18 protein-coding genes and 1 pseudogene are annotated in these 21,788 nt (G+C 42.4%); 12 read left to right on the top strand and 7 right to left on the bottom strand.

The genetic code is table 11. From position 1 onward, the window contains the following. Nucleotides 1–129: 129 nt before the first annotated feature. Nucleotides 130–2,817 carry a TonB-dependent receptor gene (locus MN200_RS12620; RefSeq protein ID WP_242759541.1) on the bottom strand — a complete coding sequence of 896 codons (2,688 nt, stop codon included), beginning with the start codon at nucleotides 2,815–2,817 and terminating at the stop codon, nucleotides 130–132. Between the two features lie 753 nt (nucleotides 2,818–3,570). Here MN200_RS12620 and MN200_RS12615 point away from each other — a divergent pair. Genes MN200_RS12615 through MN200_RS12590 form a run of 6 tightly spaced genes read left to right on the top strand, consistent with a single transcriptional unit; the run spans nucleotide 3,571 to nucleotide 13,068 of the window. Beyond that, nucleotides 3,571–5,361: an ABC transporter substrate-binding protein gene (locus tag MN200_RS12615; RefSeq protein ID WP_242760537.1), complete on the top strand. Its 1,791-nt coding sequence runs from the start codon at nucleotides 3,571–3,573 to the stop codon at nucleotides 5,359–5,361. A gap of 17 nt (nucleotides 5,362–5,378) precedes the next feature. Then, nucleotides 5,379–7,187 (top strand): ABC transporter substrate-binding protein, encoded by a 1,809-nt coding sequence (locus MN200_RS12610; protein ID WP_242759538.1) that lies wholly within the window; start codon nucleotides 5,379–5,381, stop codon nucleotides 7,185–7,187. 24 nt (nucleotides 7,188–7,211) lie between these two features. Then, entirely contained in the window at nucleotides 7,212–9,227 is a 2,016-nt protein-coding gene (locus MN200_RS12605) for a M3 family metallopeptidase (RefSeq protein ID WP_058870163.1), read from the top strand. 11 nt (nucleotides 9,228–9,238) lie between these two features. Beyond that, nucleotides 9,239–10,177 (top strand): ABC transporter permease, encoded by a 939-nt coding sequence (locus MN200_RS12600; protein WP_114392736.1) that lies wholly within the window; start codon nucleotides 9,239–9,241, stop codon nucleotides 10,175–10,177. A gap of 7 nt (nucleotides 10,178–10,184) precedes the next feature. Next, nucleotides 10,185–11,330: an ABC transporter permease gene (locus tag MN200_RS12595; RefSeq protein WP_242759535.1), complete on the top strand. Its 1,146-nt coding sequence runs from the start codon at nucleotides 10,185–10,187 to the stop codon at nucleotides 11,328–11,330. Nucleotides 11,331–11,340: 10 nt separating this feature from the next. Then, entirely contained in the window at nucleotides 11,341–13,068 is a 1,728-nt protein-coding gene (locus MN200_RS12590; RefSeq protein WP_242759532.1) for an ABC transporter ATP-binding protein, read from the top strand. A gap of 411 nt (nucleotides 13,069–13,479) precedes the next feature. Here the strand turns inward: MN200_RS12590 and rluB are convergent. The 6 genes and pseudogenes from rluB to MN200_RS12560 all read right to left on the bottom strand — a co-directional run. Next, nucleotides 13,480–14,331, bottom strand: a pseudogene (rluB, locus tag MN200_RS12585) (23S rRNA pseudouridine(2605) synthase RluB); the annotation flags it as partial. A gap of 41 nt (nucleotides 14,332–14,372) precedes the next feature. Continuing rightward, nucleotides 14,373–14,960: an SMC-Scp complex subunit ScpB gene (scpB, locus tag MN200_RS12580; protein WP_010327370.1), complete on the bottom strand. Its 588-nt coding sequence runs from the start codon at nucleotides 14,958–14,960 to the stop codon at nucleotides 14,373–14,375. Continuing rightward, entirely contained in the window at nucleotides 14,960–15,754 is a 795-nt protein-coding gene (locus MN200_RS12575; protein ID WP_218289040.1) for a segregation/condensation protein A, read from the bottom strand. Before MN200_RS12575 ends, scpB begins: the two co-directional genes overlap by 1 nt. A gap of 447 nt (nucleotides 15,755–16,201) precedes the next feature. Continuing rightward, entirely contained in the window at nucleotides 16,202–16,408 is a 207-nt protein-coding gene (locus MN200_RS12570; protein ID WP_242759525.1) for a hypothetical protein, read from the bottom strand. Between the two features lie 115 nt (nucleotides 16,409–16,523). After that, on the bottom strand, nucleotides 16,524–17,141 hold the full coding sequence (locus MN200_RS12565; RefSeq protein WP_242759524.1) for an L-threonylcarbamoyladenylate synthase: 618 nt from the start codon (nucleotides 17,139–17,141) through the stop codon (nucleotides 16,524–16,526). An 85-nt stretch (nucleotides 17,142–17,226) separates the two neighbouring features. After that, nucleotides 17,227–17,889 carry an elongation factor P hydroxylase gene (locus MN200_RS12560; protein WP_242759508.1) on the bottom strand — a complete coding sequence of 221 codons (663 nt, stop codon included), beginning with the start codon at nucleotides 17,887–17,889 and terminating at the stop codon, nucleotides 17,227–17,229. Nucleotides 17,890–17,986: 97 nt separating this feature from the next. On the opposite strand from MN200_RS12560, the gene MN200_RS12555 reads away from it, so the two are divergent. From MN200_RS12555 to lysM, 6 genes are all read left to right on the top strand, one after another. Further along, complete coding sequence (locus MN200_RS12555) at nucleotides 17,987–18,544, top strand: YceD family protein (protein WP_242759506.1); 558 nt, start codon at nucleotides 17,987–17,989, stop codon at nucleotides 18,542–18,544. Between the two features lie 76 nt (nucleotides 18,545–18,620). Continuing rightward, entirely contained in the window at nucleotides 18,621–18,803 is a 183-nt protein-coding gene (rpmF, locus tag MN200_RS12550; RefSeq protein ID WP_004279227.1) for a 50S ribosomal protein L32, read from the top strand. Between the two features lie 176 nt (nucleotides 18,804–18,979). Beyond that, nucleotides 18,980–19,966, top strand: coding sequence for an ACP S-malonyltransferase (gene fabD / locus MN200_RS12545; protein ID WP_242759505.1), 987 nt, complete (start codon nucleotides 18,980–18,982; stop codon nucleotides 19,964–19,966). Beyond that, nucleotides 19,963–20,697 carry a 3-oxoacyl-ACP reductase FabG gene (gene fabG, locus MN200_RS12540; RefSeq protein WP_004695350.1) on the top strand — a complete coding sequence of 245 codons (735 nt, stop codon included), beginning with the start codon at nucleotides 19,963–19,965 and terminating at the stop codon, nucleotides 20,695–20,697. The genes fabD and fabG overlap by 4 nt, the downstream gene beginning before the upstream one ends. 86 nt (nucleotides 20,698–20,783) lie before the next feature. Then, nucleotides 20,784–21,020, top strand: coding sequence for an acyl carrier protein (gene acpP / locus MN200_RS12535; protein ID WP_004695351.1), 237 nt, complete (start codon nucleotides 20,784–20,786; stop codon nucleotides 21,018–21,020). 245 nt (nucleotides 21,021–21,265) lie between these two features. After that, nucleotides 21,266–21,739, top strand: a complete 474-nt coding sequence (lysM, locus tag MN200_RS12530) for a peptidoglycan-binding protein LysM (protein ID WP_184118468.1) — start codon at nucleotides 21,266–21,268, stop codon at nucleotides 21,737–21,739. Nucleotides 21,740–21,788 lie beyond the last annotated feature (49 nt).

Genomic DNA, 21,788 nt, shown 5'->3' with positions numbered 1-21,788 from the left:
TTGATCCGTACATAACTCTAGAAATGAAGTTGCTAAATTGTGATCAAAACAATAATAATTTTCTAAATTAAAGAGTTAGTTTGAGCCACTACAACAGAGGGAAAACCATGTTGTAGTGGTAAGGATGTATTAGAATTTATAGGTACCACGAGCGAAGTAGGTACGTCCTACTGCATCTGCATAACGTGGGTCGTATCCCATTTGGAAGTTATCTAGTACATTTGACGCTGGTGGTTCAGCATCAAACATATTCTTGAGCCCCATGGTGAGCTCTAAATTTTTAAAACCTTTATAAGTACCAGATAAGTTGTAGGTTATGTAATCGCTTACTTTGTGGTCTTGGCCGCCTGAGTTTTGATCTGTGTAGCCTTTAGAGAAATTTTGTTGTAAGTTTATTGCCCAATTTTCATAGCGCCAGTCTAAATTGGCGGTATGTTTCCAGCGTAAAACAATTGCTTGATAATCTAAGCCAGCGTAACTACCTGCTACGCCAATCCAAGGCATACCTTTGTTTTCTTGGTATTGGTAATCTGTTACATAAGTGCCATCAATACTCGCTCCAAACTGTCCAGTAGTTGTCATTGGAGAACGCCAAGCGATACCTGCATCAAAACCAGAAGTTTTAATACCACCTAAGTTTTGATTCGTTGTATTGATATAGTTGAGAGAACCATCAGCATTGCGGATAAATTTATCCGCATATTTTACTGGGTCAGCAAAAATGGCCGTCTCAGAAATAGTTGTGATTTGATTCTTCACTTTGATATCGAAATAATCTAAGGTAAATACAAGATTTTTAATAGGTTCAAAGACGATGCCAGCAGTAAATGAGTCAGACTTTTCTGGTTCAAGGTCTTTATTACCACCATTCTGACGATCAAACTGCATACCGCAATCACGTGCTGGTAGCGATCCTGTCGCAGGTACGCCTCCAGGGCAAAGTACAGGGTCATTGTAAGTTGCTGCTGTATTAGTTACCGATTTTGGTGAATACATTTCTTGTAAGGTTGGTGCTCTAAATCCTTTTGTATAGCTTGTTCGGAACATTAATTGTTTAAGTGGTTCCCAACGAAGAGAAAATTTTGGATTGAATGCGTCACCAAAATCGCTGTAATCATCGTATCGGGCTGCAAGTTGAGCCTCTAAAGTTTTATGCAAAGGAATGTGTAATTCGGTGAAAACAGCTTTAATATTGCGCGAACCTTCATTGACAGGTTCTGTGGGATCTACGCCTGTGCTTGGGGCAACACTTGCAATTTCTGCAAGCGTTTTTGATTGCCAATCATCACGGCGATAGCTTGCGCCGATAGCAAATCCTACGTCACCTGCTGGTAAAGTATAAATTGGGCGGCTTGCGGTAAAGTCGACAGTGGTTGAATCTAATTTGGCATCTAAATATTGCCCTGTAACACTTAAATCACTCCATACATTGCCATCTACCTCGCTTTGTGCACCAAAGGGATTGAGTGTGCCATTCAATAATGCCGCAGCTGTTTTATCATAATTGAGATAACCGCTTAAAATATTATCGGCTGCGTTGCTACGGGCATAGGTTACGCCGGTGTTAATATCCCAGCCATATGCATCCCCTTCTAGGCCTGCAAATATACGATGTGAATCATTCACACTACTACTAACTCGGTTACCAGCTTGAGAACGAAGATATAACTCAAGAGGGCCGCTGACATTATCCATTGCAGGCGTAATTCCTTTGCCAGGATAATATTTACTAGATGGATTCATGGGTAAGTCAAAGAACACGTCTGGAGCAACTGATGTCGTGACTTCACTTCGCGCGTAGACGTACTCACCAATTGCATTAAAATTATCATTAATTTTTGTAGTGATACGCCCCATTACAGATATGTCTTCTGTTTGAGGGATGATACCAATAACAGCCTGACTGTTATAACGACAAGTTACACCATCATTACTGAAGACGAGAGGGCTATTACCGCAACCTGTTTTTGCATAAGGGTTACCAAATGTACCCGTTGCTGTATCATATAAATTAGCTGGAAATGATCCGCTACTGGTTCTATTAACCCCTAACTCGGGTAAGACACCACCGCGACGGCTGGCTTTACGATCTTGCGCCATGATATCTTCGCCGCGACGATAATCAATTACCCCAAAAGCATTAAAACCATTTTCTTCTAAATCACCAAAGCCTCCAAAAATTGAATAACTTTGTTGTTCTCCACCTTTTTCTTCAGGCTTTTGATAGTCGGCACTAAAATTTAAGCCATTGAACTGTTTTTTGGTAATAAAGTTGACTACGCCTCCAATGGCATCTGTTCCGTAGACAGCAGAAGCACCGTCCCTTAAAACCTCAATGCGATCAAGCATAGCAAGTGGAATGATATTTAAGTTTGTGACACCACTATCATAAGCATTCGCTGCTAAACGCCGACCATTGAGTAAAACCAATGTTTTATTTGCACCTAATCCTCTTAAATTTGCTGATGAACCCTGTGTCCTGCTTGTACCAACATTTGAAGCGGTTACAAAGTTTGATTGGTTGGCAGTGATTTTAGATAAAGCTTCTTCAGTGGTAGTAACGCCTTGTTGCGCAAGCTCTTCAACTTTAATGACGGTAATGGGTGAAGAACTTTGAGCTGCAACTCCTTTGATAGAGGAGCCAGTGACAGTCACTTTAGCAACTTTTTTAGTTGGTTCTGCTGAGACTGAGCTTTCGGTTTCTTCTGCATGAGCTAAAGACAAACACATCATACTTAAAGTCAGGGTACTTAGTTTAAGTATTGATTTGCTGATGGTTGGGGTCCCCATAGATCGAACAAATTTGTTTTTTTGCATCGTAAATTCAACCCTTCTTTTTCTATATTTAGCGGTATTGCTGTGCTGAGGGAGTGCAAGGCAAATGCCAACTTTCAGGGATAGACAAAAGACTGTGAATTAAGTTATTGGAAAATATTGTTTTATTTTATTATTTGTATGGATTTATGTAACTTGTTTTCATTTTTCTAGAATTTAAAAAATTAAAATGGCAAAAAATTACTTATAAATCGATTAAAAAATAATCATAAAATGATTATTCATATAATAAGTGATCAAAAATGAGTCGTGATTTTTTGAATTTTTAATACAAAATCTTATTTGTAATTATACTGAATTATCAGTATTTATCTTTAATAAACAAATTGTTGTGATGTTTTATATGGTTTTTTGTATTTCTTGAGATGTTCGAATTTGAATCATTGGTGTATTAAATCTGTGCAATAGTTTATTTAAACTGAATGTTTAAAAATGGCTACTAATTGGCAAAATGTTTCGATGTGAGTTGAGCCTCTGATTTATAACTAATTAATATCCATGTATTTTTCTTACAAAATGTTAAATTAGAATGATAAAAAAATAGGCGTGGCATGATATTCGCTTTGTTGCAGAGGTGAATATTTGCCCATGACCGTTTTTTAAATTTTGATAATTAAAATTTAATTTATAAAACATGGGTTTATGTTTTAAGTTTTTGTCAGTGTTGTCTTAAAAATAAAACACTGACATTGAACATGAATGGCATGAGATCACCTTGCTTAAAAAAAGATGTGTATAGGTATGAACTTGAATTCAAAAAAACTGAAGCTTGCTGCTTTATCCCTTGCGATGGGTTTTGGCTTTTCTGCCTATGCAAAGTCGCCTGCAGATCCAAACAAAGTATTAAATATCGCTTATGAAGCGCCTGATGATGGTTTTGATACGGTTAAAACCTATAATTTTTATAGTGGTAGTATTGCCCAAGCCATTTTTGAACCACTTTTAAAATACGATTATTTGGCGCGCCCCGCTCAATTGGTTCCAAACACAGCAGTGTCGATGCCAAAAATAGAACAAGAGGGCAAAGTCTATATCTTTAAAATTCAGCCCAATATTTATTTTAGCGATGACGCGGCCTTCAAAGGCAAGCCGCGAGAGTTGGTGGCGCAGGATTATATTTATTCCATGATGCGGATTATGGATCCGAAAAACCGCTCACCGACCTATTCATTTATTGAAGGCAAAATTGTCGGTGGCGATGCTGCTGTTGCTCAGGCCAAGAAAACAGGTCAGTTTAATTATGATGCCGCGATTCCGGGTTTAAAAGCCCTCGATAAATACACACTACAAATTACATTAACTCGTCCTGACTATAATTTTCCCTATATCTTGGCTTATGCCACATTTAGTGGAACAGCGCGGGAAGTGGTGGAGTTTTATGGGGACCGAATCGCGCAGCATCCAGTGGGGACAGGGCCTTATCAACTGAGCAAATATGTACCGCGGAGTCGTATTGAACTGGTGGCCAACCCGAAATATCGTGGTTTTACATGGAACTTTAAATCTACAGGTTCAAGTTGGGACAATCGTCTGGTCAAGGAGATGCAAGGCAAAAAAATGCCGCAAATCGGCAAAGTCAGCGTCAGTATTATTGAAGAAGAACAGTCTCGCTGGCTCGCGTTCAAATCGGGACAACTCGATTTTGACAAACTGACTTCCAATGCGGTACCACAGGCTTTAAATGGCAAACAACTCAAACCTGAACTGGTCAAGCAGGGTATTCAACATTTTCCCAATAAAGACGCTGAAATCACCTATACCATGTTTAATATGCAAGACCCTACAGTGGGTGGTTTTGGGCTTGAAAAAGTTGCATTAAGACGTGCGATTAGTCTGGCTTATAACCAAGCAGAAGCCATTAAACAACTGTATAAAGGACAGGCGGTGAAGTCGGAGATGTTGGTGCCTGAGGGGGTACAAGGCTTTAATCCGAATTATCGGAGTAGTGTGGCCTATAACCCACTCTTGGCGAATAAATTACTGGATCGTTTCGGTTATAAGACGGGAGCAGATGGCTACCGCCGACTACCGAATGGTCAGCCTCTAACGCTCAAGTTTATGACAGAAAATAGTTCCAGTTCCGTGATTCAGTCTGAACTGTGGAAGAAAAATTTAGATGCGATTGGTCTGCGTGCCGACTTTGTGGTGAGTAACTTTGCTGACAATTTAAAAGCAGCGATGCAATGTAAATACATGATTTGGGGCGGGGCTTGGATTGCGGACTATCCTGAAGGGGAAAACTTTGCCCAACTGCTGTATGGGCCCAATTCGGCTCAGGGTAATCTCAGTTGCTACCAGTCCAAAGCCTATGATGCACTTTATACACAAGCGATGGCCTTACCACCGCCTCAGCGTTTGCCATTTTATGAAAAACTCAGTCGTCAAATTGAGGCCGATAATCCATGGATTATTCATAACAGTCGTATTCGAAATTGGTTGTTACATCCACAAGTTCAGGGTTTTAAAGCACATCCGATGATGAACACCAACTGGCAATATCTTGATATTCAGCCCATAAAAAAATAATTGAGATGTAGAACACAATGAGAGATCTAAATCAGAAATTGAAACGATGGGGTTTGGGAATTTTGGCAGGCAGCATTCTGCTGAGTAGTTCAGTTTCCAGTTTTGCGCAAAGCCCTGCCGACCCGAAAAAAGTTTTACGTTATGTTTTTCCTGTGGCTGAAACAGGCTTTGACCCTGCGGGCGTGCATGACTTGTACTCGGCGCATGTCAATGGTTCGATTTTTGAAACGTTGTTTACCTATGATTATTTGGCCTCACCTGCGAAATTGGTGCCACGAACAGCTGCGGCTTTACCCGAGGTGAGTGCGGATGGATTGACCTACACCATTCGTTTGCAAAAGGGGATTTATTTTGCTGTTGACCCCGTGTTTAAAGGTAAAAAGCGTGAGCTGACCTCGACTGATTATGTGTATACCTTTAAACGCTTACTGGATCCGAGCTTGCGTTCACCCAACAGTTGGCTGCTCGATGGGCGAATCTTAGGGATGGACACTTTGCTGAAACAGGCGCAGAAAACGGGAAAATTCAATTACGACCAATCTGTCGCGGGCTTGCAAACACCAGACCGTTATACCTTGGTTATTCGCCTGACCAGCCCTGATCAGAACTTTCCAATGTTGCTTGCGCATCAGCCTGCAGGTGCAGTTGCACGGGAGGTGATTGAAAAATATCGAGACAAAGCTGGGTTTGTGATGGGGCATCCAATCGGAACGGGGCCGTATATGCTCAGTCGTTGGACACCGGGTTCGCGGATTATTCTAAAGGCTAACCCTGATTTCCGAAGTTTTGTTTGGAACTTTAAAGCCAGTACGCCTGAGGACCAAAAGATCGTCAAAGCCATGCAAGGCAAAAAGATGCCGCAAATTGGCGAGATTGATATTCAGGTAATGGAAGAGGGGCAATCACGCTGGTTGTCCTTTATTAAAGATGAAGTGGATTTGTTTGCCTTAGATGGTGAGCTGACGGTTCAAGCCTTGCAAGATGGAAAACTAAAACCGGAATTGGTCAAGAAAGGCGTACAGCTGTCACGGATCACCAATCCTTCGATTGACTATCATTATTGGAATATGCAAAACCCAATAGTCGGCGGCTTAAGTAAAGATAAAATTGCCTTACGCCGTGCTATGGCGATGGCTTTTTCAGCCGATAATTACATCAATATTTTACAAAAAGGCGATTCGCAAAAACTGCAAGCACCGATTCCAAGTGGTGTGGTGGGCTATGATCCCAATTATCGAAGCAGTATTCCTTACTCAGTCAAAGCGGCAAATTTATTGTTAGATCGTTATCACTATAAAGTAGCTGCGGATGGTTGGCGTACTCAGCCGAATGGCAAACCTTTGGTGATTGAGATGACGCTTTCGGGCAATAATTTACGCAGTCAACAACAGGCCGAGTTTTGGAAGAAAACCTTAGACAGTATCAAAATCAGAATGACCACCAAGTCGATGCCTTTTGCTGAGGCTTTGAAATTAGAAAAACAATGTAAAACCATGTTTAAAGCATCAGCATGGATTGCAGACTACCCAGATGCAGATAACTTTATGCAGCTGTTTTATGGCAAAAACATCAAGATCACCAACAATGGCTGCGTCAAAATTCCTGAATATGACCGCCTATATGAACAAGCCCAAAAGATGACACCAAGCCCAGAGCGCGATGCAATCTACGCCAAAATGTCACGTCTGCTGGAAGTGTATATGCCTGTACAGGTGATTGGGGCGCGTTACCGCAATATCTTGGCACAACCGCGTGTGATTGGTTTTAAAAAGCATCCCATACTGCCCGCAGAGTGGATGTATATCGATATTGATTTGAAGAAATAGAAATTAAACAAAACTGGAGTCATGATGAAAAAGCAACATTTTAAATTCACTGCATTGTGCATGTTGGGCCTAGGGATGAGTCAGATGGCTTTGGCGGAAACAGCACCGCGCCAAACATTACCCAGCTTTCAAGCTAAAGACATCCCTGCAATGTGTAATGCCAAAATTGCGGATGTGAAAAAGCAACTTAAAAAGTTTGAAAATAAGCCCCTTAAAAACGAAACGGCAGCAGCGCCTGTATTGGCTGAATGGGATCGTATTTTTGCATCATTTGAAGACTTTTACGGTCCGATTGGTCTGTATAGCAATGTTGACCCTGATGAAGCACTGCGTAAAGCGGCTGAAGACTGTGAAATTAAAATTAGCCAATTCCAAACTGATGTGTATCAAAATCCAAAGCTATATCAACAAATTAAGAAAATTAAAATTGCTGATCCGATTGAAGCCAAGTTCCGTGAAGATATTTTGGAAGGCTTTGAAAAAACTGGGATACAGCTTTCAGCAGATAAACAAGCACGCTTAAAAGCGATTTTTGATGAACTGGCAAAAATTGAACAAGAGTATGCGCGTAATGTCCGTGATAATCCTGAAAAACTCGAATTTAGCCCTGATGAGCTAAAAGGCCTGCCACAAAGTTATATCGATGGCTTAAAGAAAAGTGACAAAGGCAATTATTTACTCGGTTTTGAGTATCCCGATTATCGTCCGTTTATGGAGTTGGCAGATAACGATGATGCACGTAAGCGTTATCAAATTGCATTTACCCGACGTGGCGGTGAGAAAAATTTAGCGCTGCTGAAGCAAGCCATGGACTTACGTTATGAGTTAGCACAACTGTTTGGTAAGTCTAGTTATGCCGAATGGGTACTGCAAAGTCGGATGGCGAAAAACCCTGAAACTGTGAATAAATTCTTGGCAGATGTACATGCTACCGTAGCACCCCTAGAGAAAAAGGAAGTCCAAACTCTACGTGAGTTTAAAGCGCAAAGTTTAAATATTCCTGTTGAGCAAGCCCGTATTGAGCGTTGGAGCGAAGCATATTGGAGTGAAAAGTTACGCAAAGCCAAGTATCAGGTCGATCAAGAGCAACTACGTCAGTATTTTCCAACGCAAGCCTCTCAAGACTGGCTATTTGCCATTTCTGAAAACCTGTATGGCATCAAATTTAAGCCTGCCAAAGTCGAAGTTTGGCAAGATGAAGTGGAATATTACGATGTGACCGATGCCAAAACAGGGCAACTGCTCGGTGGCTTATATATGGATAAATTTCCACGTAAAGGTAAATATGGACATGCTGCTGTATGGGGTGTTTATGGCGGCAGTAGCTTAACTGGGCGAAAACCGATTTCAGCACTGGTGACTAACTTTAACCGCAATGGTTTAAATAGCGATGAACTTGAAACTTTTGTACATGAGTTTGGTCATGCGCTGCATGGCATTTTATCCAACACACGTTTTTCATCTCAGTCTGGAACTTCGGTTGAGCGAGACTTTGTCGAAGCACCGTCACAAATGTATGAAGAATGGGCTCGACGCAAAGAGACTTTGTCAAAGGTGGCAGACTACTGCAAACCTGACTGCCCACGCGTGGATGATGCGCTGATTGCCAAACTCAATGCCGTGCATAGTTATGGGCGTGGTTTGCATTATGCTCGTCAGACGTTGTATGCGCAGTATGACATGGCGCTACATGGCAGTGATGCACGAGAGGTTCAGCCCTTAAAGGTTTGGGAAAAAATGGAAGGGGAAACGGCTTTGGGTTATGTTCCAACCACTGAGTTTCCGGGGCAGTTTGGTCACATCATGGGTGGTTATCAAGTCGGGTATTACGGCTATATGTGGTCAGAAGTGATGGCGTTGGACATGCTCTCAGCCTTTGGTAATAACTTAAATAACCCTGAAGTGGGACAGCACTATCGTCAAACCATTTTGTCCCAAGGTGGTCAAAAACCTGCCAAAGCATTGGTCAAAGACTTTTTGGGTCGTGAACCTGATAACAAAGCCTTTTTCGATGAAATTACCGGTCAACGGGTGAAATAAGGGGCATTTTTATGCTGGCATATATTATTCGTCGAATTTGGCAAATGATCCCGACCATGCTTGGGGTGGTGTTGCTGATTTTCTTCTTGTTTAACTGGGTCGGTGGTGATCCTGCCTATATTTTGGCAGGGAAAATGTCGAACCCTGAACAGATTGAAAATATCCGACAGCAGCTTGGGGTCGATCAGCCCTATTATGTGCAACTGTGGATTTTCATTAAGCAGATTTTGACATTTGATTATGGGCTAAGTTGGAGTACAGGTGAGTCGGTATCGCAAATCATCACGACACGACTCGGGCCTTCACTGACTTTGCTCATTCCACTGACGATCTTACAAACCATTATTTCTATTATTTTGGCTTTGGCGGTGGCAGCCGTGCGCGGCAGTTTAACGGATCGTATGGTGATGATGCTGTGTACGATTGGCATGTCGATCAGTATCTTGGTGTATATCATTGTTTTTCAGTATGTCTTTGCCTATCAGTTGAGCTGGTTTCCAGTTCAAGGCTGGAGCGATAGCTTTAGCGAGAACCTGTTTAAATATGCTTTATTGCCTATTCTGATCATGTTGGTGGTCAGTATTGCCCCGACTTTACGGTTGTATCGTAGTTTTGTTTTGGATGAAGTCAATCAAGACTATGTTCGTACTGCACGTGCCAAAGGGATTGGTGAACGCCGCATTTTAGGTGTGCATGTACTACGCAATGCCTCAATCCCGATTATTACAGACGTGATGGCAAGTTTACCTGCTTTGCTGATTGGTGCATTTTTGATTGAGCGCTTCTTTGGTATTCCGGGTATTGGTCGTGAAGTGATTATTGCAGTAGAGCGCAGTGATTTTCCCGTAATTAAAGCCATTACCGTGTACGTTGCCCTCGCAACGATGTTTTTCAACTTGATTGCCGATTTGATTTATAAATGGGTCGATCCACGTGTACAGTTGAAGTAGGTGAATTATGCTCAGTGTTCTCACTAAAAGAAAACCAGATACTGCTGAACCTACAACAGCATCTACAGGGCTATGGCAACTCGCCATGCGCCGTTTAAAACGCGATCGAATCGCCATGTTTTCCCTCCTAATCGTACTGTTCTATTTGGTGCTGTTAATTTTGTCATCTACAGGATTGATTGCAAAAGACTGGAATAAAGAAGTCGCTGTGAGTTATGCACCGCCTACGTTTATCGGTGCAGCAGCGATACCTGCTACGCAAAGTGAAACACGAAAAGTCGAAGCGGCTGTGCCTGAAAACCCTGTTGATCCTTTAAAAGATGTGATTCGTGAGCTCAACGCAGAAATTGCTGCTGAACAGGATGTAGGTGGTGCTATTGATTACTATGGGGTTGTTGATCCTTTAGCCGAAGATATGAAAGCGATTGACCAAGCGCTGGATGGTCATTTACTAGATCAACAAGCGGAACTCAAGCAAAGCTTGGTTTTAGGTGCCGACAAATGGGGACAAAGTGTTTTACTGAAAACCATTAAAGGTGCAGAAACATCAATTATTGTTGGCTTGGTCGCAGCTTTTCTTGCTGTGGTGATTGGTACCGTTCTAGGTGCAATTTCGGGCTACTTTGGTGGCTGGGTCGATGATGTCTTGAACTGGTTTTATAACATTTTCACTTCGATTCCTTATTTGCTCTTGGTTTTAGCGATTGCCGCAGTACTACAACAAAAAGGCGTTTTATCGATTGTTTTGATTTTGGGTTTAACGGGGTGGACGGGAGTATATCGTTTAATTCGTGCCGAATATATGAAGCATACTTCGCGGGAGTATGTGCTGGCGGCAAAAGCGATTGGAGTGAGTCATAGCCGACGTATTTTTGTGCATATATTTCCCAATGTCAGTCATATTGCACTGGTTCAAATGTCAATTTTAGTGGTGGCCTTTATTAAATCAGAGGTGATTTTGAGCTTCTTAGGTTTTGGTGTCCCTGTCGGTGTGGTGTCATGGGGCAGTATGCTGAATGAGGCGCAAAGTGAGTTGATTTTAGGTAAGTGGTGGCAGTTAGCGACTGCTTCGGTAGCGATGGCTGTTCTGGTCACTGCATTTTCAATGTTTACCGATGCACTGCGTGATGCATTAGACCCAAAACTGAAATAGGAGCATGAGAATGTCTGAACTTAATCATATGACAGCGCCAGCCTTACTTCAGGTGGAAAACTTGCGTGTTAGCTTTAAAAATGAAGAAAAGCAGTACATTGAAACGGTCAAAGGCATCAGTTTCAGTGTTCCAGTGAATACCACTGTAGCTTTAGTCGGGGAGTCTGGCAGTGGTAAATCGGTCACATCGCTAGCCACCATGGGGCTGTTACCTACTGAAAGCAGTCAAATTGCTTCGGACAGTAAAATTTTGTTTGAGGGGAAAAACCTACTCGATTTACCACGCCGTGAAATGCGGAAAAAGTGTGGTAAAGATATTGCCATGATTTTTCAGGAACCGATGTCATCCTTAAATCCTGTGTTTACGGTAGGTTCACAAATTGCAGAAATTTTGCAGTTACATTTGGGCATGAGTCGTAAGCAGGCGCGTGCACGTGCTTTGGAACTATTGATAGAAGTTGGGATTCCATCTGCTGAAACCAAGATTGATGCTTATCCGGGGCAATTGTCGGGTGGGCAGCAGCAGCGCGTCATGATTGCTATGGCAATTGCGTGTAAACCCAAACTATTGATTGCCGATGAACCGACGACAGCGCTGGATGTCACTATTCAAAAGCAAATTTTAGATTTGCTGGAGTCGTTGCGGAAGAAGCATCAAATGTCGATGCTGTTTATTACCCATGATTTGGCTTTGGTCGGGGAAATTGCCGATCAGGTAATCGTAATGCGGCATGGTCAAATTCGTGAACAAGGCAGGGTTAAAGATGTGCTTGAACGCCCTCAAGATGTCTATACCAAAGCGTTGTTACACTGCCGTCCACAATTGTCCAAACGTCCCATGCGTTTGCCCATGATCAGTGATTTCATGCAGCAAAAGGGTGATGACTATATTGAGACGCATAGCATCGATGTCGAGTCACTTCAACAAAGATCTCGCGGCTTAACTGGCCAAGAAGCGGTTATTTTAGATGTGCGTGACCTTAAAAAGTCATTTTATAGTCGTAAAGGATTATTCGGAAAAGAGGAGTTCCAAGCGGTCAAAGGCGTGAGTTTCCAACTGGCAAAAGGCAAGACTTTGGGCTTGGTGGGGGAGTCTGGTTCGGGGAAAACGACCATCGGCTTATTGCTGATGCGCTTACAGGCGGCGACAGGAGGAAAAGCGATGTTTGAAGGTCAAGATATTTTAGCCATGTCAGAAAAAGAGTTTGCTCAGTATCAACGCAAGATTCAAATCATTTTCCAAAATCCCTATGCATCACTCAATCCACGTTTTACTGTCGGGCAGATTTTAATGGAGCCGATGCAGGTGCATGGGATCGGGGCGAATGATGCTGAACGTAAACAGATGGCTTTGGAACTGTTGGAGCGTGTGAGCTTACCTGCACAGGCTTTTTATCGTTATCCGCATGAATTTTCTGGTGGGCAACGTCAACGTATTGCGATTGCGCGCTGCCTAACCTTAAAACCTGAGGTTTTGATTTGTGATGAGTCAGTTTCTGCGTTGGATGTCTCGGTACAAGCCCAAGTATTGAATTTGCTGCAAGACTTACAGGATGAGTTTGGTCTAAGTTATATCTTTATTTCACATGACTTGTCTGTAGTGAAATATATTTCAGATCAAATCATGGTTTTGAATCATGGTGATTTGGTGGAAATAGCCAATTCGGATGATTTGTACCAGTCACCACAGCATGATTATACCAAGCGCTTGCTTAGTGCTATCCCGCAGGGAGTGTAGTGAAGAGGGAGTGGGATAATGAAACGCTCAATAAATTGGGCGTTTTTATGAGGGTTTACATCTTCTTCGCACTTCGGAACACAAAGTGATCTTATTGCACCGTAAACACATATAAAAAGAGCCACTCGAAAGTGGCTCAAATTTTGACTTTAGAAATTAAAATTTCCTAAAGCTTTTATTTCCAAAAGGTTTACGGGGTGCATTTTCGTCACGTGTATCACGCTGACCATAGGTGCCTTTGTTGCCAAAGTTGTCTGGACGACTGTCGCGCTGTGCATAGCCTGAGTTTTGACGTGGTTCACGTTGACCATAAGCCGCTTGCGTATTGTCTTGACGGCGCTGGCTGTGACCATTTGGATTTTCACGGCGATCACGGTTGAAGGCAGGCTTCGCTTGTTGTTGGCCTTCATCTTCATTGTCACGGCGCTGCTGACGTAAGAAACCACCACGACGTGCAGCCATTGGTTTTTCTTGCATACGTTCAGTACGACGTTTTGCCATGCCGTATAAGCCAGTGCCTTGACGTGGTTTTAACTCAACCGCTTTGGTTAAGTTGTCGATGTCGTTTTTGTCCAATTCCATCCAACGACCCGTACGTAGTTCGCGTGGTAAAATAACCGTGCCATAACGTGTACGGAGTAGACGGCTGACTTTTAAACCTTGCGATTCAAAAATACGACGTACTTCGCGGTTACGACCTTCTTTTACCACCACTTGATACCAGCGGTTAATCCCTTCACCGCCAATTTCAGAGAATGACTCAAACTTCGCTGGGCCATCATCTAACACCACACCTTTGAGCATGTTGTTCTTAATTTGAGGCGTCACTTCACCCATAACACGTACAGCATACTCACGTTCAACTTCATTTGATGGGTGCATCAAGCGATTCGCGAGTTCGCCATCATTTGTGAACAACAGTAGACCTGTTGAGTTAATATCCAGACGTCCAACCATCACCCAACGATCATTCGCGATTGCAGGTAATTGATCAAATACTGTTGGACGTGACTCAGGGTCGTTACGTGAACAAATTTCGCCTTCTGGTTTATAGTAAATCAGAACACGACGACGAATTTCATCTTCAATTTGGAACGATACTTTACGACCATCGATGCGAAGCTCATCACCTGGTTCAATACGTTCGCCTACTTGGGCAACTTGGCCGTTGACACTCACACGACCAGCGGCAATGACTTCTTCCATATAACGGCGAGAACCCAAACCAACTCGTGCGAGTACCTTTTGCAACTTTTCACTCATGACAGCATAACCTTAGAAATTATCATCAACAGTTCACCTATTTACGACTTCGGTGCATTCGCATCGAGCGCCATAAAAGCTTCCTTGGCATCCTGCAGGGGAGGCAACTGACCTAAAGAATTTAGGCCAAATGCATTTAAAAATTGGGGCGTCGTAACTAACAACGCAGGTCTTCCTGGGAGTTCACGAAAACCAGATTCTTTAATCCAGTTCCAATCAAATAACGTGCGTAACAGTTGACTGTTATTTGAGACTCCTCGAATTTGTTCTATATCTGCTCGAGTGACGGGTTGATGATAAGCAACCACGGCCAACATTTCGAGTAGCGATGGCGAGAGGCGAGTTGGTCGCTCTGGCCACGTTTGAGCAACAATTTGACGGTATTTTGCTCGAACCTGAAAACGAAAACCTTGAGCAGTTTCAATCAGTTCAATCGAACGACCATGTTGTAGCATGGCAAGTTGTTGTAAAAACTGGCGTAAATCTTGTTTGCTATATTGATTTTGGAACGATTCTTTCAATCGTGCAAGTGAAACAGGCGCATCACTGGCAAAAATAATCGCTTCTAACTGCATCAGTACTTCATGCAAGTTATCTTCGTTCGTTACAGGAGCGGTTTGTTCTAACATTATTTTTTGACTCCTTGTATCGAAAGTGGTGCTTCAACACCTGAACTCACAATTTGAATACGTTGCTGACGGGTTAACTCTAAAATGGCCATAAACGTCACGACCATGCCCATCCGACCTTGGATGGGACGCAGCAAAGATTCAAAAACTAAAACTTCACCTGAAGCGACTTTGCTTTCAATAAAAGCCATGCGCTCTTCAAGTAAAACAGGTTCTTGTGCAATTTGATGGGTGATCGGCTCAGGTCGGTTAAATACACAAAACAGGGCATCACGTAGCTGTTGCACATTATGACCGTCATTATTATCTAGAGTTTGGCCTAAGCTGACATTGGTTGAGAAGGTGTCTCGCTCTAATATAGGCATTTGCCCCAAGCGTTCAGCAGCTTGTTTAATACGGAGATAAGTTTCTAAACGGTCAATCAGCTCTTGTTTTGGATCTTTTTCAATTTGGATTGTATTGGGTGCTTTTGGCAACAGCAAACGTGATTTTAAATCAGCCAAGAGCGCGGCCATCACCATATAGTCTGCTGTCAGCTCAATGTTAAGCGACTTCATGGCATCCATATAAGACAGGTATTGCGCTGCAATCGGGGCAATATCTAACTGTAATAAGTCAAAGCCATTTTTTTGAATCAGGTAAATCAGAAAGTCGAGTGGTCCTTCAAAATGCTCTAAAAGAATTTCAAATGCAGCGGGAGGAATATATAAATCCTCAGGGATGGAGTCATGCCACTCATCCATAACACGGATTTGTGGAAGATCTTCCATGGCATTATGGACGGATTGATTCATTACAGTTATTGGCCACGCGAATTTTCAAAGGCATGATTATGTTTTTTCGAATCAGTACTTAGGAGAAAAAGTAGAGGTGATTTAAAAAATACATAATTTTAATAGGGCTTAGTGTAAAACAAATTGCAGTGTGAATACATGATTTCACCGACCAAATAACAAAAAAAGCTGTAAATAAATAGAGAGTATTTATTTTTGTGATGCTTTTTATCCACTGATGTCGTAGCTAAATTTGCAGAAATGGGGTGGGTTTGAGAGAACTTGGCACACTTAGGGCAGTCCTGTAGTTTGCAAAATAATCGATTTGCTGCAGATAGGTAGATGGGTGATACAGATTTATTGAGATTAGAGTAGTGATGGACAACGCTTTAATTTTATAAATGGTTTGAAAGAGTGAAGAGAGTAGATGAAGCTCAAGTTAATGTCAGTTGACGCCAAAGAAAAGATTTACTCAGGTGCTTGTAGAGCAAATTCAATGATGCGTTGACAGTTGTCCTGTAAGCAGAGGTTTTTGGGTTCAAGGTATTTGAAATATTGCTGGATGGTCGCGATCGGCAGGAAATAGCTGTACAGATTCTCTTCCCGCATAATGCAGTTGATTGAACTCGGACTTTTCACCAAAGTCTCGGACTCAAGCGTCCAAGGACGCTGCACATATAAATTATGTTGCTCGGGAAAATTGATTCAGATTGAGTAAAACCGTAAACAGGGTCATGTTGATCTCTTGAGAATGTGAGATTCAGTTTCCCTAGCGAATAAATGCAGCGCATTACTCAAATCCGCTGACATCGCCAAGCCCACGGCGAATCACTTCAGGATGATCACCTGATAAGTCGACAATACTAGTGGTGCTTAATGTGCCCAGCCCGCTGTCGATAAACACATCAATTCGTTTTGATAGTTGCATTTCAATGTCATAGGGATCATCCAGTGGCTCTTCCTGATTCGGCAGGATTAAGGTGCTGGTTAGTAGCGGCTCGCCTAACTCTTTGAGTAACATTTGGCACACTGGGTTACTTGGGATACGTAAACCAATGGTTTTTTTCTTAGGATGCATCAAGCGTTTAGGCACTTCACTGGTTGCAGGCAAAATGAACGTGGTCACGGCTGGTGTATTGTTTTTCAGTAAACGATACATGGCATTGTCCACTTTGGCGTAAGTAGCAATATCGGAAAGATCTGCACAAATGATGGCATATTGATGTTTGGCCCCCAGGCCGCGAATTTGAGCAATCCGCTCCATGGCATTTTTATTCCCAATCTGGCAGCCAATAGCATAAGCGGCATCGGTCGGATACACCACCACATCGCCTGCGCGAATCCGTTCTACTGCTTGGCTGATTGAGCGTGCTTGAGGGTTATCAGGATGGACTCTTAAATGAAGCATCGTTTTTATCTCCTGATGGTTTTTTCAACATTATCGCGCTTTATCTCGGTGATGTTCAATGACCAAAATGTGAATCGTGCTAAATTTAGTCGAGCATTTCTCTTTGAAATTCATTGCTCTGTAATGTTTTGCCAGCACGAGTACATAGGCAAATACAGTCAATGAAGTGTTTCGCATCGCGCGGTAATTGGGCTTGGCCTGAAAAATAAGCCTGAACTTGAGCGAAAACATGGTCTTTAAAGCGGTTGCCGTCACCCCCTTCACCAGTCAGATTGTCTAAGGAAACACGGAACTTCCGACCAAAAGCTGTGGCAAATAACCATTCAATGGCTTGTGGTTTAATTTCAACCTGTTCAAATAAAGCTTGTTGCTCAGCCGTACGACCATCGGGTGCATACCAGTAGCCTAAGTCGGGGAGTAGACGGCGCTTGTCTCCTGCAATGCTCCAATGGCTGATTTCATGTAAGGCACTATTAAAAAAACCATGGGCAAATTGGATACGAGCAGGAGAGCTGTCTATCGCGGGAAAATATTCAGGCTCAAAGTCACCTTTAACCAAGTTGACATTCAGGTGGGAAAACCAACGATTAAAGTGTAAGATGAGCCAATCAACTTGTTCTGCTTCTGTGCACAAATTCTCCCACGTCGAGAGTTGCACTTGGCAGTTTGAAATGTCAGAATCAACAGTTGAAATTGTGCTCACAAGTGATGAAATACTCACTTCTGTTTGCGGCTGCAACAGATGCATGACTTAAGTTACCCAAATGGTCTGTCTAAATAAGTACAAAATTGTATCTTAATCTTTGACAGAGTACTGATGAATTTGTAGAATTGCCGCCTTAATTATGTCAGCAAATACCTTTCCGGCACAGATTGAGCCGTTTAAATGGGCCGAACAAGGCTTTACATGGTCAGGAACACTGCCATTGTCTCGCTTTGCTCGTATAGCCCGTGAAGCTGTTGGATCAATTGATGATCAATTGATTAACATAGACTGTAAGCTATCAATGGATGCGTATCATCGTATTGTGTGGCTAGATGGTTACGTTGAAACACAAGTCCCAATTGAATGCCAGCGTTGTTTAGACGTGGTTAACATTGAACTGGTTTCAGATTTTCATCTAGCTCTAGTGGATGATGAGTCACTGATAGAGCGCTTGGATGAGGATGCTGATTTCATCGTCTTAGGTGAAAGTGAAGCAACGACAAAAGGTAGCTATGATGCGCCTGCGACGGCTGATTTACTGTCTCTGATAGAAGATGAATTGTTATTGTTGATGCCTTTGTCTGCTAAGCATGACGCTTGTGAACATAAGCACCAACCTGCCGTTGAAGAACTTGTTGAAGAAAAGCGGGATAATCCGTTTGATGTTTTGGCAAGTTTGAAGGGTAAACTTAACTAATTTTTGTGTTATACTCTTCCGTATAAGACAACTGAATTTGTTCTGATCCATATTTTTCGATTTGTAAGGAGCCATCATGGCCGTTCAGCAAAACCGTAAAAGTCGCTCTCGCCGTGACATGCGCCGTTCACATGACGCTTTAACCGAGAATGCATTAACTGTAGACCAAGCTACTGGCGAGACTCACCGTCGTCACCACGTATCTAAAGATGGTATCTACCGTGGTCGTCAATTATTCGCTAAAGCATCTGCTGAATAATTGTCGAAGCATTAAGCTTAAAGCTTAGTCGAAAAAAGGGGAGCGTAAAGCTCCCTTTTTTTGTTGTCGAATTTTTATCGCTGCTGTTTTTGTTGTATTTGGCAATTACATCGACCTAAATTAAGTGTTAAATTTTCGCTCCATAAACGAGAGCAAAGACAAGAAAGGACTTTTTTATGTCTGCGAAACAACTTGATCAAGTCGCTCAGGCAACAAAAACAGCTTTTGTATTTCCTGGTCAGGGTTCACAAAAGGTTGGCATGTTGGCTGAATTGGCAGAACAATTTGCCAGTGTTGAAGCAACATTTGCAGAAGCCTCTAAAGCGGTTGGATTCGATTTGTGGCACATTGCACAATCTGGTGAAGGTTTAGACCAAACTGAATTTACCCAACCGGTATTGTTAACTGCCAGCATTGCTTTGTGGCGTGTATGGTTAGAACTTGGTGGTGTTGCACCAAAGTATTTGACGGGACACTCACTTGGTGAATACAGTGCGTTGGTTGCAGCAGGAAGCCTAAGCTTAGGTGATGCAGTCAAGCTGGTAAACTTGCGTGGCAAGTTAATGCAAAGTGCTGTACCTCAAGGTAAGGGTGCAATGGCAGCCATCTTAGGTTTAGATGATGCGCAAGTTGTTGCTTTATGCCAACAAGTTTCGAGTCAAGCTGAAGGTTCAGTTGAAGCGGCTAACTACAATGCTCAGGGTCAAGTGGTGATTGCTGGTGAAAAAGCAGCAGTTGAAGCAGTCATGGCTTTAGCCAAAGAAAACAGCGGCAAAGCGATTGCACTCCCAGTTTCTGTTCCATCGCATTGTTCATTGATGAAGCCTGCTGCAGAACAGTTCGCAGAAGCATTGGAACAAACTGCCATTGAGCTGCCTAGCATACCTGTAATACAAAATGTGGGCGCGGAAATTGCTACAGATGTAGCACAAGTTCGCCAAGCACTTACCGCTCAGTTATATGAGTCTGTACAGTGGACTAAAACAATGCAGTTTATTCAGGATCAAGGGATCCAATATGTTGCAGAGTGTGGTCCAGGTAATGTTTTGGCAAACTTGGCAAAACGTCTACCTAATATTGAAAAAGCATTTCCACTCGATAGTAAATCACGCTTGGAAGATGCACTAAATGCCATTTTAGTGGCTGAAGGAAAAATTGCATGACACAGGAACGCAAAATTGCACTCGTGACAGGTGCAAGTCGAGGGATTGGTGCTGCCATCGCTCAGCAACTTATTCAAGACGGTTATTTTGTTGTGGGTACTGCGACATCTGAGTCAGGTGCAGAAAAACTGGCTGCAAGCTTCGGTGAACACGGTGCAGGTAAAGTGCTCGATGTTCGTGATGGTGCTGCCATTGATGCGCTTGTCACTGACATTGAACAAAACTATGGCCCTGTGTTGGTTTTGGTGAACAATGCTGGGATTACCAAAGATAATTTGTTACTTCGTATGTCAGAAGATGACTGGGATGACATTTTAAATATCCATTTAAAAGCAGTTTACCGTTTGTCGAAACGCGTTTTAAAAGGTATGACCAAAGCGCGTTTTGGACGAATTATTAATATTAGTTCTGTGGTTGCGCATTTTGCCAACCCAGGTCAGGCCAACTATTCAGCAGCGAAAGCTGGTATTGAAGCATTTAGCCGTAGCCTTGCAAAAGAAATGGGCAGCCGTCAAATCACTGTAAACTCAGTGGCACCTGGTTTTATTGCAACAGAAATGACTGAGCAATTAAGCGAAGATATCCGTAAAAAAATGAGCGATCAAGTGGCTTTGAACCGTTTAGGTGATCCACAAGATATTGCAAATGCGGTGAGCTTCTTGGCATCAGACAAAGCAAATTACATTACTGGTACGGTAATGCATGTAAATGGTGGTCTATACATGAGCTAATTGGCTGATGGATAAACTTTCAAAATTTTAAAGATTCAATTAAACTAACGGCATTAAAAACGCCACAAGCAATGAGGAGAATTCCTGTGAGCGATATCGAACAACGCATCAAGCAAGCAGTTGCAGAACAACTTGGTCTTAAGGCTGAAGAAATCAAAAACGAAGCATCTTTCATGGATGACTTAGGTGCTGACTCTTTAGACCTTGTTGAGCTTGTTATGTCTTTCGAAAACGACTTTGACATCACAATCCCAGATGAAGATTCTAACGAAATCACAACTGTACAATCTGCGATTGACTACGTTTCTAAGAAACTAGGTTAATCCATATTGTTTCAGCTTTGCTGAATGGAAAGGCCACCCACTTGGGTGGCTTTTTTATGCCTTTCAAAAATGCAAAGTGCCTAACTCACCTTTAAAATCTAATATTTACTGGGCTAACTTACAAAGCTTTACCTTAACAGGACTTTTCGCTACCAAATCTGTTGTCTTTTTGGGGTATAAAAAAGTGTGTCTCATTTTTGAGCATTCACTATAACAACACTGATATAACAAGATGGAGCATACACATGGGTCTTTTTGATTTTGTTAAAGGCATTGGTAAGAAAAACACAGCAGCAGCTGAGCCTCAAGCCGCACCAAGCACACCAGCAGAGCCATCTGCTCAAGAAATTGCCAACAAGTTATTGGGTCATATCAAAGCATTGGGCTTACCTGTGACGGGACTTTCAGTCAGCTATAACTCAACTACGGATTTGGCGACCGTGAAAGGGCAAGTTCAGAGTCAAGCTGATAAAGAAAAGATTGTTTTAGCTGTCGGTAATATTGACCATGTTGCACAAGTCGATGATCAACTCACTGTGGCTAGCCCTGAACCTGAGAGTAAGTTCTACACGGTTAAATCGGGGGATAACTTATCGAAGATTTCCAAAGCATTTTATGGTGATGCCAACCAGTACAATAAAATTTTTGAGGCCAACCGTCCGCTATTGAAAGATGCAGATGATATTTTCCCAGGCCAAGTCCTGCGTATTCCTGCTTAAGTCCAAAGGTTGAAGAAAAGGCGCATGAAGCGCCTTTTTTATTTGAGAG

It is taken from the genome of Acinetobacter sp. LUNF3, assembly GCF_022699605.1.
GTDB lineage: Bacteria > Pseudomonadota > Gammaproteobacteria > Pseudomonadales > Moraxellaceae > Acinetobacter > Acinetobacter johnsonii.
This window is presented reverse-complemented; position numbering and strand designations above follow the sequence as displayed.